The sequence below is a fragment of the Limnohabitans sp. INBF002 genome (assembly GCF_027924905.1).
Taxonomy (GTDB): domain Bacteria; phylum Pseudomonadota; class Gammaproteobacteria; order Burkholderiales; family Burkholderiaceae_C; genus Limnohabitans.
In genome coordinates, this window is record NZ_AP027055.1 from 2,476,081 (window position 1) to 2,491,547 (window position 15,467).

Below are 15,467 nucleotides of genomic sequence, written 5' to 3' on the forward strand. Positions count from 1 at the left end.
TTATTTACTCGGTGTGGTGAACATTTGGCCACCGTCCACGTTGATGACACTGCCGCTCAGATAGCCGCACAACGGTGAGGCACAAAAGGCTGTCAACTTGGCAATCTCATCGGGTTCGGCCAGACGACCAAACGGCAAAGCCAAGGTCAGTTCATGCCAACGCGAGGCGTCTCCCAACTTGGTGGTGGCTTGCTGCTGCAACATGCCCTGCATGCGGTCACTCCGGGTGGGCGAAGGGTTGATGCCGAACACGCGCACACCTTGGCGCACCGTGCCACCGCCCAGACCTTGGGTGAAAGCGATGAGCGCCGCATTGGCCGCTGAGCCGCAGATGTATTCATAGCGCGGTGCCGCACCGGCCATGCCGATGATGTTGGCAATCACACCCTTGCCGCGTTTTTCCATGCTGGGCAAATATGCGCGCGTCAGGTTGATGTAGCTGTAGAGCTTGAGCTCCCATGCCTGACGCCAGCGCTCTTCGGTGATGTCGTGGATGTTGCCGCCTGGAATCGCGCCCGCATTGTTCACCAACACATCAATATCACCCACCTGTTGGCATAACTTTTCCGCGGAACCAGGCAAGCCCAAATCAGCCTCAAACACCTCGGGAGTGATGTGGTGTGCAGCTTCAATGGCTTGCACCGCATGGGCCAAGTTGGCGCGATCACGCGACACCAAAACAGGCTTGGCGCCTTCGGCCGCGAACGCTTGCGCAATCGCCAAACCAATGCCTTTGGATCCACCCGTGATAAGGACGCGCTGTCCTGTCAGTTCTAAATTCATCGTCGGCTCTCTTTAAGAAGTTGGGATCAGTTGGATGGGGCTGGCACTTGGGCCGAATACCACTGGGCCATTTTTTCGCCGGTGACAAAACACACCTCAGGCGTTGCCATCAAAAGGTCGAGCATTCTTTCGAAGCTCTCGAAACGGTGAGGCACACCGATCAAATGCGGATGCAAGCCAAGCGACAGCACCCGTGGTTGGATCGCACATTCACGCTTGAACAAACGCAAGGTGTTGGACAAGCGTTGGAACATTTCGTCTGACGCATGTTTTTCGATCGCGTAGATGATGGAGTCGTTGACTTCGAGGTTGTAAGGCAAGGACATGAGTGGGCCGTTCTTGGTGTGCATCCAATGCGGCACATCGTCCACCACCCAATCGAACACGTACTCAACGCCCAACTTCTTCAAAATATCGGGGGTGTCGTGCGACTCACGCAAACCCGGGCTTAGCCAACCTTTGGGGCGTTTGCCCGTGAACGACTCGATCATGTCCAAGCTGGTCGAGATCAATGCCTCTTCGCCCTCCGCATGGTTGAGCGCCTTTTGATGCACGCCATGACCGATGAATTCCCAGCCGGCTTGGTGCATGGCTTCTGCCGCACGTGGATAGGCTTGAATCACACCCGCGTTAAAGCTGGTGGACGCAGGCAAGCCACGGCTGTGAATGGCATTGATGATGCGCGGCAAGCCTGCGCGCATACCGTAGTCGACCCAACTGAAGTTGGGCACGTCAGGCACAGTTTCTTTGCCATGTGGCGGCGTGATGATGGTGCGCGGCATGCTGGCATCAAACTGCCAGTGCTCCACGTTGACCACCAAGTGAACCAAGATGGCACCTTCTTTGGGCGCCGCCAGCTGTGGGCCTTCGTTAGAAAACCGATAAGGGATGCGAGGATTAGCCATGGGTGTGTCGGATGAGGTTGAGAATGTCGAGCTTCATGGCGCTGAAAGCCTCACTCGCCGTGTCAGCCACCGTGCGGGGACGCGCCAAGGGCACATTGATTTTGGATTGGATGCGACCAGGTCGTGCAGACATGACATAGATGGTGCTGGCCAAGAAAATGGCTTCGTCAATGTCATGTGTGACAAAGATGATGGTGGGCTTGAGCTTTTGCCACACCGACAACAACAGCTCTTGCATGGTGAGTCGGGTCTGCGCATCCAACGCGCCAAAGGGTTCGTCCATCAGCAACACACGTGAACCCAAGGTCAAAATGCGCGCAATGCCCACGCGTTGACGCATGCCCCCTGACAGCTGCACGGGCAAGTGATTTTTGAAATCATGCAAACCCACGATGCTGAGCATTTCATTGGCACGCTCCTCATACTCAGCCTTCGGAAGGCCTTGCATTTGAGGACCAAAAATAACGTTCTCCCATACTGTCAACCAAGGAAACAAAGCGGCCTCTTGAAACACCACGCCACGCTCAGGGCCTGGCGCTTGCACCGCTTGCTGGTTGACCTGCAAGATGCCCGAACTGGGCAACTCGAAACCTGCAATCAGGTTGAGCAACGTGGACTTGCCGCAACCCGAGGGGCCGAGCAACGCCACAAACTCACCCGGAGGCACGTCGAGGTCAATGTGATCAAGTGCCTTGACAGGCGGTTGACCAGGATAAGTTTTGCAAAGATCTTGAACAGTGATATTGGACATAAGAATTTCAGTGACTTTGCAAAATACGCCAGACCAGAACCTTGCGTTCGATGAACACAATGATGCGATCGCTGATATAACCCATGGCACCAATCGACACCATGTCGGCCAACACGATGTCCATGCGGCCCACGTAGTAGGCATCCCACAGCACATAGCCCAGGCCAGACTTGACGGCCACCATTTCTGACACGATCACCGCTGTCCACGAAATGCCAAGGCCAATACGCAAACCGGTGAAGATCGACGGCATCGCCGCTGGCAACACCACGCGATACAACAGCTGCGCGCGACTCGCGCCCATCATCAAAGCAGCACGTACCAAATTGCGATCGACATCACGTGCGCCTTGTGTGGCGTTGACCACGATGGCATAAAAGCCACCTAGGAAAATGAGAAAGATCGAACCCACATCTCGGATACCAAACACGGCGATGGAGAAGGGCAACCATGCTGTGATGGGAATGGGGCGCAAACTTTGAATCAAGGGGTCGAGCATTTGCGAAATGAACTTGCTCCAACCAATCAACAGGCCGAGTGGCACGCCGACCAGTGCAGCCAACACAAAGCCTTGTGCCACACGCATGGAGGAGTACTCCACGTTGGACAACCACGTGCCGAGGTAGGGGTTGAGGCCCAGACCGGCTTGTCCGAAGATCCAGCCGTGCCACCCCTCAACCACCTTCAAAGGCGTAGGCAGTATGCCGGCCATGCCGGGCATATTGCCCATCACCTGCCACAGCACGACAACGGCGGTGGGTACCACCAGTCCGAGCAGCAGTTGCTTGAAATGTGCCGTTGTCTTCATGGTGTGTCCTTGCACTTACTTCTTGATTTCTTTGGCCATGCTGTCGTCATACAGCTCAGCCGCTTCTTTGGTCACGTCTTTTTGCACGATGCCTTGCTTGAACGCAGCCTCAGCCAAACGACCCACCTGCTCTTTGTTGAGCACGCCGCCGAGTTTGATGATCTTGGCTGATTCTTTGGTCACACTCAGTGGCAGACCTGTGTACTTGGCATAGGCATCTGCGAATTGGTCGTTGTTTTTCGCCAATTGCTCCTCCACTTTGAGGTAGGCCCACAAGAAGCGACGCACCAATTCTTTCTTAGTCGCCATGGCTTCGCCCGAAGCGGCCAACATGCCCAACTCTGCGCCCACGGAACGTGACTGGCTGTAATCAAGCTTGGTCGCGAAATACGCATCGCCTTCGGCAACAGCTTGAGATTCAAAGGGCTCCCACAACACCATCGCATCAATGTCGCCACGCTTCATGGCTTGCACAAATGCTGTCCCGCCGCCTTGCACGTTAACGGGCGAGAACGAGGTGTAAGGAATGTTCTTTTCAATCAAGGTCATGGCCCATTGGAACCACACGGCTGATCCGGGTGCGATGGCAATTTTCTTGCCATTGATATCACCCCATTCGTCGATCTTCACGCCTTTGCGCACCACCAAAAATTTGTTGGAGCTACCCACACCGGTCAAACCGATCAAGTTCTTGCTGCCTTGCGCCGCCACGATGGCCAAATCGCCAGGTCCAACGGCCGACACATCGACCGAGCCCGACAGCAACGCGGTACGTGCATCGGCGTAGCGCACAAACTCTGCACGCTTGACTTCAATGTTGAGCTTCTTGAGCTCCTCTTCCAGCATCAGCATAGGCGCCAAGTGGCCCACTTTGACAAAGCCCACACTGAGGACTTCTTTTTGTTTCATGGGTGCGGGGGAGGGCCCTACAGCCAAAGCAACGGTGGCTGTCAATGACAGCGCAATCGTGAGCAGGGTTCTTAAAGATTTCATCTTCTTCTCCATGGGGTGGTTGATTCAATGGCCGGTGAACTGAGGTAGCCGCTTCTGTGCAAAAGCCAGTCGGCCCTCGGCATAGTCGCTGCTTTTGAAACACGCATCTACGGCCTGATCGATGCGTGTGATTTGAGAGGTGTCGCCATCTGCAATGCACAGCATGGCTTGCTTGGCGGCTTGAACCGTGAGGGGAGCGTTCTGTGCAATTTGCAAAGCCACATCGGCGCAATGCGCGAACACATCGTCATGCACTGAGTTGACGATGCCAATGTGTGCAGCCTCTGCTGCGCTGTAAATCTTGGCGGTATAAAAAGCTTCTGCCGCCGCTGTGGGCCCGAGGTTTTGCACAATGCTTTTCATGCCCTGGTAGCCATAGCCCAAGCCCAAGCGTGCGGCAGGCATGCGGAACTTCGATGTAGGGCCCGCATAACGCAAATCGCAACTCAATGCCAAGCCCAAACCGCCGCCATAACAAATACCACTGATGGCAGCAATGACAGGGACGCGACAACGGGTGATCGCCTCTTGCGCCTCCGCCACGCTTTGGTTGTAGTGAGCGACCGATGCGTCTGAATTTCGCTGGGTTTCAAATTCGCTGATATTGGCGCCGGACACAAACGCACGTTCACCGGCACCACGCAAAATCACAGCACGCACATCGGGCTGACGTTCAATCGCGTCAAACGCTTGGCCGAGCGCAATCCACATCGACAAGCTCATGGCGTTGTAACGCTCGGCGTCGTCAATCGTGACCACGGTCACGTGCGCGTCGTGTGTGACGTGTATAGCCCCCATGCTTAGACCACCTCTTGTGTGTGAAATTGCTGAATCTCTTCGTCCGAGTACCCGGCTTCGCGCAGCACTTCATCCGTGTGCTCGCCCCATCCAGGTGCAGGCGCCACGACTTGGGACGGTGTGCGCTCTAAAACCACTGGCTGAGTGATGTACGCAATTTCCTTGCCAAAATTTGTCATCAAGGATTGTGTGACTTTCAAATGCTTCACTTGCTCATCTTCAAACACTTGAGGCACGGTGTAAACCGGACCAGCGGGAACGCCAATCTGGTTGAGCAAATCGACCCAATGCTTGACGGTGTTCTTTTTAAACTCAACTGCAATTTGTGCATTCAAGCGTTCACGGTGTTGCACACGCAAAGGCTCGGTGCGGAATTCGGGATCAGCATACCAATCAGGTTTGCCCAAGGCATCACAAAAGCGTTTCCAGTTGCCCTCACCAGACGCGCCTAAATTGAAGCAGCCATCGTTGGCATCGAACAAGCCCATCGGCGAACTGGTGGGATGGTTGTTGCCCACTTGCACGGGGACATCGTTGTCGTTGAGGTAGCGCGCCATCTGAAAATCCATCATGGCAATTTGGGAGTGCAACAAAGAGCTGTGCACCCACTGGCCTTTGCCAGACACCTCGCGCTCCAACAGGGCCACCAAAATACCGAGGGCACAGTACAAGCCTGCACTCAGATCAGCCACGGCCAAACCAGCGCGAATGGGGCCGTGCTCGGGCTCACCTGTCACGCTCATCAAGCCGCCCATGCCTTGGATGATTTGATCGAATCCGGGACGCCAAGCGTATGGACCATCCTGACCAAAGCCAGAAATACTCGCCAAGATGATGCGCGGGTTGACCTTGGCCAAAGACTCGTAATCAAGACCCAAACGGGTTTTCACATCTGGGCGCCAGTTCTCCACCACCACATCCGCCTCAGCGACCAAGCGCATGAGCACATCCAGAGCGCCGGGCTTTTTGAGATTGAGTGTCATGGAGCGCTTGTTGCGGTTGATGTTTTGAAAATCACCGCCTTTGCGGTTCGCCGCAAACATCGCTTCATTCGGGTCGACACCTTCGGGCGGCTCGACACGAATCACATCCGCACCAAAGTCGGTCAGGATACGCACGCAGTTGGGGCCCGCACGCACGCGCGACAAATCGATCACCTTGAACCGTGCGAGTGCACTAGAAGCTTGTATTTTTGGCATGTTTATGTAACCCGAGAAATTAATTCTGCTTGCTCTGCAAAGTCAAGCAAGCGATGTTCAGCAAAAGGACGGGCAAGCACCTGCACGCAAATTGGGCGGCGTCGCGCATCACGCGCAATCGGCAAATTCAACGCCGGCAAACCCAAGTAATTCACAAACCCCATAAAGGTATGCATGCCCGCCAACTGGACACGGTCAAAGGCTGGGTGGCCCACCTCAACCGCAGACCAATCAGGCAGCAGGCAACCCAAGGCGGGCAAGATCAAAAATTCTGCGTCGTGAAAATGTCGCTGAACAAACTGCTCGAGATAGGCAGCACGCGCGGCCATCGACTCTTGGTACCACGCGTCGGGCACGCCCAAGCCAGGCATGCCAATCGCCTGTACCGCAGGTTCTGCTTGACCCGCCAGCAACGACGTGCGATGGGTGCGCGCGGTTTCATAAAACAACACACGTTGCGCGTGTCGGTTGAGTTGCTCAAACTCAGCGGCCATGTCGATCTCAGCAACGGCCACATTCAGTTGCGCAACCCATTCACGAATTGCCTGAATCACTTGACTGTCTACGCCACGGCCAGGCAACCAGACCTGACACCCTGCATTCGCAACCACGGGTTCGCGCAAGGACTCAGGCGACAGGGCCTGCCAAATTTCACGCGCATCTTGTGGCCAGCGGCTCAAAAGACCCACACTGTCAAGCGATGGCGCCAAAGGCGCACACCCTTGCGTGCTCACAGCACCCTGCGTGGTTTTAAGACCGATCAAACCACACGTCGCCGCCGGAATACGCACCGAGCCTGCGGTGTCAGTCCCCAATGCGGCATACGTCATGCCCGCAGCCACGGCGATGGCGGAACCACTTGACGAGCCCCCCACAGCCGCAGCCTCATCCAATGGATTGACGCAACGCGCAAAGTGTGGGTTTTGCGCCGTCGCGCCACAGGCATGAGGCGCCATCACCAAGGTGGCCCATTGGCTCGCACCAGCTTTGGCGAGCGCCGAGATGGCCGCCGCGGGTTGCTGGCCCATCTGGGATGTCCCGTGCTGCACACCGCATCCAGGCAATTGGTCTTGCAGATTAAAAATATCTTTGTGTGCCAGCGCTATGCCAGCCAAAGGTCCTGCCTCAGGGGCGGTCATCGGCAACTCATCGACCACGCATGCGTACTGCCCACGCAAAGCTCGGCCCTGTGCAACTTGTGCAAGCAACGCTTGTTGCGTTGAAATTTGCCCTGCGCGAATTTGCGCTTGCAACTGCACCATGCGATCGGGCAACTCAAACAAGGGCGCACCTCCGCAGCATGGCTTCGTGAGTGACAACCACGTCCGAAGCTTGTGGCACGGGCTCAGACGTCGCCAAACGTGCCAGCATCTTCCCTGTGGCTTGCGCCAGCGCATCAGACGGCAAGACACCGTTCTCGACCAAGGTCTGCTTGGCCAATTGGGTAAAGTCTTGTGACCTGTTTGCGCTAATCAACATGCGTTTGGCGTATTTGGATAATCTACATGCGTATATTTATACATCATTAAATATATTTATAGGGAATATTTAAAATATCGTTTTCACCTAGGCATGTTTATGAAAATCAGTGACCAAATTCGACTTCGCATTGAATCGGCTATCTCTTCGGGAGAGCTGCTCCCCGGTGATGCCATTGATGACGTGGCCTTGGCCACGCAGCACAAGGTCTCTCGCACGCCCGTTCGTGAGGCACTGCTTCAGCTGCAAGCGCAAGGCATTTTGAGCAGCACCCCGCGGGGCGGTCATATCGTGTCAAAGATGAACTTGCAGCAGCTGCTTTCGCTTTGGGAATTGCTTGCCGAGTTGGAAGGTGTTGTGGTTCGCTTGGCATGTGAGCGCATGACCAACGATGAAATCAAAGCCTTGGTAAAACAACACCGCAGCAGCCAGAAACTGGCGACCAAAGAAGACATTGATGGCTGGCAAGAGGCCAACCTTAAGTTTCATGAAATTATTTACGAGGGCGCCCGTAACTCGTTCTTGCGACAAGAGGTCTTGCGCATTCGGTCACGCACGGGGGCTTATCGGCGCCATGCGTTTGGCGCTTTAGGCCGCATCAAATCGTCTTACGAGCAGCACGAAAAAATAGTCGACGCGCTCGAAAAACGTGATGCTGCGGCTGCATTCACCTGCATGACGGCCCACATGCGCCCTGGCCGCGACTCAAAGACTTTGAACGATTTCATCATCAGCCTGCCACGTGAGTTGTTGGCCGGCTGATCCACAAGTGCGCTGAATCAAGCCCGTGAGGCTTGAAGCAGCTCACGCGTTTGCAATGCCACACGACGTGCAGCGGCTGCAAAGTCGTCACCATTCGACGCATACAAAATCGCACGTGAGGAGTTGACGATGATGGGTCCTGTGGTGGCACCATCGCGCTGACGCAAACCCGCCTTCACAGTCGCCGCCGCATCGCCACCTTGAGCACCCACGCCGGGGATGAGCAAGGGCACAGTGGGTGCAAGTTCGCGTACACGTTCAATTTCTTTGGGGTAGGTCGCACCCACCACCAGCCCCAGTTGACCATTGAGGTTCCAAGGGCCTTGGGCCAACCGTGCCACGTGTTCGTACAACAAAGGCTGACCGTCAACCGACGCGAGGCGTTGGTTTTGCAAGTCGTCACCGCCGGGGTTGGAGGTGCGGCACAGCAAGAACGCGCCTTTGCCGTGGTACTTCAAATAAGGTGCCACCGAGTCCCAGCCCATGAAGGGCGACAGGGTCACGGCGTCGGCGCCATAACGCTCAAAGGCTTCAATGGCGTATTGCTCGGCGGTGCTGCCAATGTCGCCGCGCTTGGCATCCAAGATGATGGGTACATGGGGCGCGACGCGGCGCATGTGCTCCATCAAACGCTCCAACTGGCCTTCAGCACGGTGCGCGGCAAAGTAAGCGATTTGAGGCTTGAAGCTGTTCACCAAATCTGCTGTGGCATCGACGATGGCCGCACAGAAGTCGTAAATCTTGTTCGAGTCGCCCTTGATGCGGTCTGGAAACTTGGTCGGCTCGGGGTCGAGGCCCACGCAGAGCATGGAGTTGTTTTGGCGCTCTGCGGCGCTCAGCATGTCAAGGAAGGTCATGCGCCCATTTTAGAAGGCTTGTTTGGGGGTTTTGCTGGGCTCGCTGCGGGCAAAGGCCGTGGGCAGGTTCCTCATGCTGGGGTACCCAAGCTGCGCAACCCTCTCCGGCGCGAAGCACTCACGAACGAGAGAACCTACTCAGAGCCCTTAAGGTGAGCCATCGCCAAACAAAGATCAGCCCACACCTTGGCCTTTTCAGGCAAGTTGCGCAACACATACGCGGGGTGATAGGTCACCACCACCGGCAAGTTTTGGTATTGGTACACGCGGCCACGCAGTTTGCCCAGCGGCGTGGTTTCCACCTCGGGCACGGTGTCGCGCAACAAGGCCTGCACCGCAAAGCGGCCCATGGCCAAAATCATCTTGGGTTTCAGCAAAGCCACTTGGCGCTCAAGGTAAGGCAGACACTGCGCCACCTCTTCGGGCTTGGGGTTGCGGTTGCCGGGTGGGCGGCACTTGAGCACGTTGGCGATGTACACGCCGCCGCCCTCTGCCGTGCGTTCACCGGTGCGTGACAGCTTCATGACGCCCAACATGTTGTCGAGCAGCTTGCCTGCTTGGCCCACAAACGGCTCGCCTTGCAAGTCTTCGTTTTCGCCTGGGGCTTCGCCCACGATGAGCCAATCCACCTGCGGGGCTTGCCCCTCTGCCGCAGGCGCGCCCACACCAAACACGGTGTTTTTGCGCGAGCCGCACAAGGCGCAAGCTTGGCAGCCAGACACCGTGCTGTGCAAGGCTGACCAATCCATTTGGTCGATGCCCTCGGGGCGCTGAATGATGATGGGAGCGGACTCAGCCTTGGCCACAGGCGCAGGCATTTGCCGTGTTGCGGTGTCATGGCCTGCGGCGTTGGCAATGGCTTGCGTGGCCAGTTCGCTAGCGGCAGCAAAGCTGTGCGCCTCTTCGGCGTGGGCTTGCATCACCACTTCAGCGGGTGCAGAGGCGGATGTGTCGACCACCAAGGTTTCCACCGCGGGGCTACCCATGACAGCGGCCTCAGACATGGGCGACCACACGCGTACGCCCATCTCGGCCAGCATGGCCCGTTGGCGTTTGTCGAGGTGCAAGGTGTCGGTCATGGGTGAGTAGCTTACAGCTTGAGCGACATGACCACCGCGTGCTCGCGTTGGCCGTGGTCAGCGGGGTAATAGTTTTTGCGTTCGCCCACGCGACGGTAGCCGAACCGCTCGTACACCTGCATGGCGCGGGTGTTGCCCACGCGTACCTCCAGCCACAGCCATTGGGCTTGGCGGCTGCGCGCCCACACCGACAAGGCATCGAGCATGAGCACGCCGTAGCCTTGGCCCTGAAATTCAGGCGCAACAGTGATGTTGAGCAAGTGCACTTCTTCCACGCCCTCCATGGCCACGAAGTAGCCAATCAGGGTGTCGCCGCCCATCAGCGCCAGCAACTTGTAGCCCGACTTGAGCGAATCCGCAAAGTTGCCGCGCGTCCACGGGTGGGCGTAAGCGCTGTTTTCGATGCGCAGCACGTCGTCGAGCAGCGCTGCAGTCAGCGGCTCTAGGCGAACTTCGGGTTTCAAAACGGCACTCATGGCGTGGGTGGATGTGGCTATGAAAAGTTAGGGCCTGATTGTCGGCGCAGCGGCTTGCGCCAGCTGCTCTGCTTGTTGCGCTTTGATTTGCATGCGCTCATCGGTGGTTTGCGCCACCTTGTCACGAATGTAGAGCGGCAATGCTTCTTCAGGAGGTACGGCAGCACCTGCGGCCCACGCAGCGGGAGCCAAACGCAGCAGCGCAGCGGCGGTGGGCAAGGCCGTCACTTGAGGTGCCGTGAATGCGGTGGGCCAACGGTCTACGTACACCGGCCACGCATTGCCTGCGGCAATGAAGCTGTCTTGCGACCACTCAACGGGCCAATGCAAAGATTCTGGGCTGTGCAGCTCGGGCGCTTGCACGCAGCGCCATGTGCCTTGCATTTGATTGGTGTCGTCTGCATTGGGGGGCGTGACATCAGCAGCATTTGGCGTGAACTCATACGCCGCCACATACACCTGCTCCATGCGTGCATCCATCACGGTCAACACGCGGGTCACGGGTGCAACACGGGCCGCACGCGCTTCTTCAGCCACGGCCAACAAAGTGTCAATCGGCAACACGGGTAAATCTGCACCAAAGGCCAAACCTTGCGCCACCGAGCACGCGGTGCGCAAACCCGTGAACGCGCCCGGCCCACGGCCAAACACCACGGCTTGCAAATCAGCCAATGCCAAATCGGCCTCTTTCAAGAGCGCCAAGGTTTGCGGAATCATGTGCGTGGACGTGAGCGCACCGCCTGCGCTGGTGTGCGTCCATGTGTGCGTACCGCGCGCGACCGCAAGAGAAAGGGTGTCGGTGCTGGTCTCTAACGCCAGCCACTGGTTGTTGTGCATGGGGTGATTATCCCAGCCGTGATAATTTGTCCATGACTCCTCTGCACTTGCCCTCTTTGCACCGGCTTCCCGCGCATTTATCACTCCCCCGATTTCACTGGGGCCGCTTGGCATTGGCAGTGATGTGCGCTGCGGTCTTGCACGCGCATGCAGCCCCACATTCCAAAGCCGTGCGCAGCGAGCCCCCCAAACACACGGCGGGCGACATAGGCCAACTGCCCCCCGAAGTGCAAGCAGCGCTGCAACGCGCCAAAGTGCCAAGCGAGAACTTCCATGTCATGGTGGTCGACACCAGCGCCAGCAGCACGCCACGTCTGAGCCACCAAGCCCAAGTCCGTGTGAACCCCGCCTCGCTGATGAAGCTGGCCACCACCACCGCCGCGCTGGACACGCTCGGCCCCGCCTTTGTGTGGCGCACGCCCGTTTACGTGGACGGCCCTGTGCGCGATGGCGTACTGCAAGGCAATGTGTACATCAAGGGCAGCGGCGACCCGCGTTTGGTGGTGGAGCGTTTGTGGCTGTTGATGCGCCGCATCCAAGGCTTGGGCATTCAGAAAATTCAAGGCGACATCGTGCTGGACCGCAGTGCGTTTGAGGTGCCCACGCGTGACGCCGCCAGTTTTGACGGCGAGCCCCTGCGCCCCTACAACGCCGCGCCCGATGCGCTGCTGCTGAACTTCAAATCGCTGCTGATTCAGTTTGTGCCCGATCGCGCTGCCAACGTGGCGCGTGTGCAAATCGAGCCGCCATTGGCGGGTGTGCAGTTCCCCACCACCGTGCCGTTGAGCAATGGCGACTGCAGCGACTACCGCACCGCTTTGCGTGCTGATTGGACAGACCCGACCCGCATCCGCTTTGCAGGCAACTTTCCCGCCGTGTGTGGCGAAAAAATGTGGCCCATCGCCTACGCCGCACCCCAGCATTTTGCACAGCGCGCCATCGCAGGCATGTGGCAACAACTGGGCGGTCAACTCAGCGGCCAAGTGCGTGAAGGCAACGTACCCGCAAACCTCCAACCTGCATTCAATGCGGAGTCAGCCACCTTGGCAGAAACCATCCGCGACATCAACAAGTACAGCAACAACGTGATGGCGCAACACGTGTTCCTCACCCTCAGCCAACAGCAGCGCGGCGTGGGCAGCTTTGACGCGTCGCGCGAGGTGATGCAACGCTGGTGGCACGAACGTGTGGGCGGTGAAGCACCCATCTTCGACAACGGCTCGGGCCTGAGCCGCGAAGAACGCATCAGCGCTCAAGCTTTGGCACGTTTGCTGCAGGTTGCGTGGGCCTCGCCCACCATGTCGGAACTGATGAGCTCACTGCCCGTCACCGGCCTAGACGGCACGATGAAGCGCAGCAAAGCACAAGCCAGCGCGCATTTAAAAACCGGCAGTTTGCGTGATGTGGCAGGCGTGGCAGGCTTTGTCGACGCGGCCAGCGGCAAGCGCTTGGTGGTGGTGGCCATCCTGCACCACGCCAATGCCAATGCAGCGCGCCCTGCGCTGGACGCCATGATTGACTGGGCGGGGAGACAACCATGATGAACTACACCGAATGGATCGGCTACGCCGCCGCCAGCCTGACCACTGCGAGCTTTGTGCCGCAGGCGTGGCTGACCTTCAAAACCCGCGACGTGAGCGGCATTTCATTGGGGATGTACAGCGCGTTCACGCTAGGCATTGCGCTGTGGTTGGCCTACGGCTTGCTGATTGAAGCCTGGCCCGTCGTGATTGCCAACATCATCACCTTGGTGTTGGCCGCCAGTATTTTGGCGATGCGCTTGCGCTTTGCGCGCAAGGCATCAGCCCCGAATTAACGCCAGCCTTGGGCGGTGGCGTTGTACAAATAACTGGCCACCCAACGGTTGCCTGCTGGCGTCAAGTGAATGCCGTCGGCAAACAACATGGTGGTGTAGCTGGCGCTGGCAGCGCCAGCGCCGGTAGTAGGACAGCCCACCCAGCTTCCGCTCGCAACAGAACCGCTGCCACAAGCAGGGGCTGTTCCACCAAAGCCAGTGTCAGTGAACGGGCTGTATGCCAACGCAATCGATGTTGCGTTTCGAAAGCTAACGGTCAAGCTAGAGGCATTGGCATAGATCACCGTATTGATGCTACGGCCACCAAACTCAGGGCCAAGAGCTTCTAGTACCGCACTGTTAAAAGTATCGGTAGCAGTCGTACTAACGGTTGAGCTAGTGCTGCGACCCCAAGGCGTTAATGACACCTCCAACACGGGCATGATCAACACATGTTTGACGCCTGCATTCAGCAAGCTTTGGACTGCTGCAACCAAATTGTTTTTCGCATCTGTCAAATTTGTGCCATCAATCACATCGTGCGTGCCCACCGTGATGACCACCAAATCACCCTCGGAAAAGCTGCCGACAGACGTAATTTGAGTCGCTAAATCAACAATCTTTTTGCCATTGCCTGCAGCGAACACCACACTAGACTGCCCAAAATACGCCGCCACTTGTTGAACCACAGTGTCAGTGGCACTACCTTCTCGAACCGTTGCGTTGACGTCGTTGTAACCGTCCCCCAAACCAATCACGCGCGTTGGTTTGAACGGATCCACCGTACTGCTTGAGCCGCAGGCAGACAGCAGCGCGATTGCGGCAAGCATGCACAGGGCTTTGGAAATTCGGCTAAAAATTGGGTTCATCACAGGCTCTCTTTTGAGTACCACGTTAGTTTAACAAGTTGGTGTGGCGGCCCGCGTCAAGCGGTCGCGCACGCCATCCCACGCGGGGTTTGGGGGAGGAATTTCGACCCAAATGTGCGCGACGCCTTGGGCATCAAAGTCACGCAGCTGGGCAAAAAGTTGGTGGGCGCAGTCATGCGCATCCAGGGGCATGGGCTGCAAGTTGAACTGTGTCCGCTTGTCTGACGGCACATGCAAAGCGCAACGCGACCACACGGCAGTGGTCCCGGTCAAGGGCAGACCCGCCTGAGCAGCCGATTGCGCGTCGATGGCTTGCTGCAGCTCAACTGCGGTCATCAACTGCACTTTGGCGCTGGGGGCGTAGTGCGATGCCAATGTGCCAGAGGCACGTGGGGCATCGGCATCTGGCGTACTCGGCGTGATGACGTGAACGCCACAGGCCTCGCTCAACTGCTGAGGCGTCAACACGCCGGGACGCAGCAGCACGGGCGCAGCGCGGGTGCAATCAACAATGGTGGACTCGATGCCCACATCACAAGCGCCGCCATCAATGATCAGTAGCTCAGAACCAAATTCACTGGCCACATGCGCAGCGGTGGTGGGGCTGACACGACCAAATAAATTGGCGCTGGGCGCAGCCACGCCAAACACGCCCAAGGCTTCAGCGCTTTGCAGCACAGCGTGCGCTGTCGCGTGCGCAGGGCAGCGCAGGCCCACAGAGTTTTGACCGCCTGCGGCCACAGCGGCCACCTCGGGTCGACGCGGCAAGATGAGGGTCAAAGGGCCTGGCCAAAACGCGGCAATGAGCTTTTGCGCAAAGTCGGGCACATGGCTGGCAAAACGCTGCACGCCTTGCACGCTGGCCACATGCACGATGAGTGGGTGGTTGGCGGGGCGGCCTTTGGCTTCAAAAATTTTGGCGACGGCGGCGTCGTTGCCCGCATCGGCAGCCAAGCCATACACCGTCTCAGTCGGCAGACCCAACAACTCACCGCGCTGCAAAGCTTGTGCAGCAGTGGCGATAGATGCGGGAAGTTGGCCGTTGAGGATCATGAGCTTGGCTTAACGCGCAACCA

General features: G+C 57.7%; 18 protein-coding genes. 3 read left to right on the forward strand and 15 right to left on the reverse strand.

The features are described from left to right. Genes QMG15_RS12380 through QMG15_RS12420 form a run of 9 tightly spaced genes read right to left on the reverse strand, consistent with a single transcriptional unit; the run spans position 1 to position 7,716 of the window. Positions 1–783 (reverse strand): SDR family oxidoreductase, encoded by a 783-nt coding sequence (locus QMG15_RS12380; protein WP_108402007.1) that lies wholly within the window; start codon positions 781–783, stop codon positions 1–3. Between the two features lie 26 nt (positions 784–809). Next, positions 810–1,688, reverse strand: coding sequence for a polysaccharide deacetylase family protein (locus tag QMG15_RS12385; RefSeq protein WP_281788830.1), 879 nt, complete (start codon positions 1,686–1,688; stop codon positions 810–812). After that, on the reverse strand, positions 1,681–2,439 hold the full coding sequence (locus QMG15_RS12390) for an ABC transporter ATP-binding protein (RefSeq protein ID WP_281788831.1): 759 nt from the start codon (positions 2,437–2,439) through the stop codon (positions 1,681–1,683). Before QMG15_RS12390 ends, QMG15_RS12385 begins: the two co-directional genes overlap by 8 nt. A 7-nt stretch (positions 2,440–2,446) precedes the next feature. Further along, positions 2,447–3,247 carry an ABC transporter permease gene (locus QMG15_RS12395; protein WP_281788832.1) on the reverse strand — a complete coding sequence of 267 codons (801 nt, stop codon included), beginning with the start codon at positions 3,245–3,247 and terminating at the stop codon, positions 2,447–2,449. 15 nt (positions 3,248–3,262) lie between these two features. Then, positions 3,263–4,240 carry an ABC transporter substrate-binding protein gene (locus QMG15_RS12400; RefSeq protein WP_281788833.1) on the reverse strand — a complete coding sequence of 326 codons (978 nt, stop codon included), beginning with the start codon at positions 4,238–4,240 and terminating at the stop codon, positions 3,263–3,265. Between the two features lie 24 nt (positions 4,241–4,264). After that, positions 4,265–5,038 (reverse strand): enoyl-CoA hydratase, encoded by a 774-nt coding sequence (locus tag QMG15_RS12405; RefSeq protein ID WP_281788834.1) that lies wholly within the window; start codon positions 5,036–5,038, stop codon positions 4,265–4,267. A gap of 2 nt (positions 5,039–5,040) precedes the next feature. Continuing rightward, the gene (locus QMG15_RS12410; RefSeq protein WP_281788835.1) at positions 5,041–6,237 is read right to left on the reverse strand and encodes a CaiB/BaiF CoA-transferase family protein; all 1,197 of its coding nucleotides are present in this window, start codon (positions 6,235–6,237) and stop codon (positions 5,041–5,043) included. 2 nt (positions 6,238–6,239) lie between these two features. Beyond that, entirely contained in the window at positions 6,240–7,520 is a 1,281-nt protein-coding gene (locus tag QMG15_RS12415; protein ID WP_281788836.1) for an amidase, read from the reverse strand. Continuing rightward, on the reverse strand, positions 7,513–7,716 hold the full coding sequence (locus QMG15_RS12420; RefSeq protein WP_281788837.1) for a hypothetical protein: 204 nt from the start codon (positions 7,714–7,716) through the stop codon (positions 7,513–7,515). The genes QMG15_RS12415 and QMG15_RS12420 overlap by 8 nt, the downstream gene beginning before the upstream one ends. A gap of 99 nt (positions 7,717–7,815) precedes the next feature. On the opposite strand from QMG15_RS12420, the gene QMG15_RS12425 reads away from it, so the two are divergent. Further along, positions 7,816–8,478, forward strand: coding sequence for a GntR family transcriptional regulator (locus QMG15_RS12425; protein ID WP_281788838.1), 663 nt, complete (start codon positions 7,816–7,818; stop codon positions 8,476–8,478). A gap of 17 nt (positions 8,479–8,495) precedes the next feature. On the opposite strand, the gene pyrF is transcribed toward QMG15_RS12425, so the two are convergent. From pyrF to tsaB, 4 genes are all read right to left on the reverse strand, one after another. Next, a complete protein-coding gene (pyrF, locus tag QMG15_RS12430; RefSeq protein ID WP_199220209.1) occupies positions 8,496–9,335 on the reverse strand; it encodes an orotidine-5'-phosphate decarboxylase in 840 nt (279 codons plus the stop codon). Positions 9,336–9,469: 134 nt separating this feature from the next. Further along, positions 9,470–10,414 (reverse strand): uracil-DNA glycosylase, encoded by a 945-nt coding sequence (locus QMG15_RS12435; RefSeq protein WP_281788839.1) that lies wholly within the window; start codon positions 10,412–10,414, stop codon positions 9,470–9,472. An 11-nt stretch (positions 10,415–10,425) separates the two neighbouring features. Next, positions 10,426–10,890: a ribosomal protein S18-alanine N-acetyltransferase gene (gene rimI, locus QMG15_RS12440; protein ID WP_281788840.1), complete on the reverse strand. Its 465-nt coding sequence runs from the start codon at positions 10,888–10,890 to the stop codon at positions 10,426–10,428. A gap of 27 nt (positions 10,891–10,917) precedes the next feature. After that, positions 10,918–11,727, reverse strand: a complete 810-nt coding sequence (gene tsaB / locus QMG15_RS12445; protein ID WP_281788841.1) for a tRNA (adenosine(37)-N6)-threonylcarbamoyltransferase complex dimerization subunit type 1 TsaB — start codon at positions 11,725–11,727, stop codon at positions 10,918–10,920. A 32-nt stretch (positions 11,728–11,759) separates the two neighbouring features. On the opposite strand from tsaB, the gene dacB reads away from it, so the two are divergent. Together dacB and QMG15_RS12455 are read left to right on the forward strand one after the other, a co-directional pair. Then, complete coding sequence (dacB, locus tag QMG15_RS12450; RefSeq protein ID WP_281788842.1) at positions 11,760–13,268, forward strand: D-alanyl-D-alanine carboxypeptidase/D-alanyl-D-alanine-endopeptidase; 1,509 nt, start codon at positions 11,760–11,762, stop codon at positions 13,266–13,268. Beyond that, positions 13,268–13,543: a SemiSWEET transporter gene (locus tag QMG15_RS12455; protein ID WP_108402015.1), complete on the forward strand. Its 276-nt coding sequence runs from the start codon at positions 13,268–13,270 to the stop codon at positions 13,541–13,543. Before dacB ends, QMG15_RS12455 begins: the two co-directional genes overlap by 1 nt. Here the strand turns inward: QMG15_RS12455 and QMG15_RS12460 are convergent. Together QMG15_RS12460 and QMG15_RS12465 are read right to left on the reverse strand one after the other, a co-directional pair. Further along, positions 13,540–14,391, reverse strand: coding sequence for an SGNH/GDSL hydrolase family protein (locus QMG15_RS12460; RefSeq protein WP_281788843.1), 852 nt, complete (start codon positions 14,389–14,391; stop codon positions 13,540–13,542). The two genes, QMG15_RS12455 and QMG15_RS12460, sit on opposite strands and share 4 nt — an antisense overlap. Before the next feature lie 30 nt (positions 14,392–14,421). Next, entirely contained in the window at positions 14,422–15,444 is a 1,023-nt protein-coding gene (locus QMG15_RS12465; protein WP_281788844.1) for an L-threonylcarbamoyladenylate synthase, read from the reverse strand. Positions 15,445–15,467: the final 23 nt, after the last annotated feature.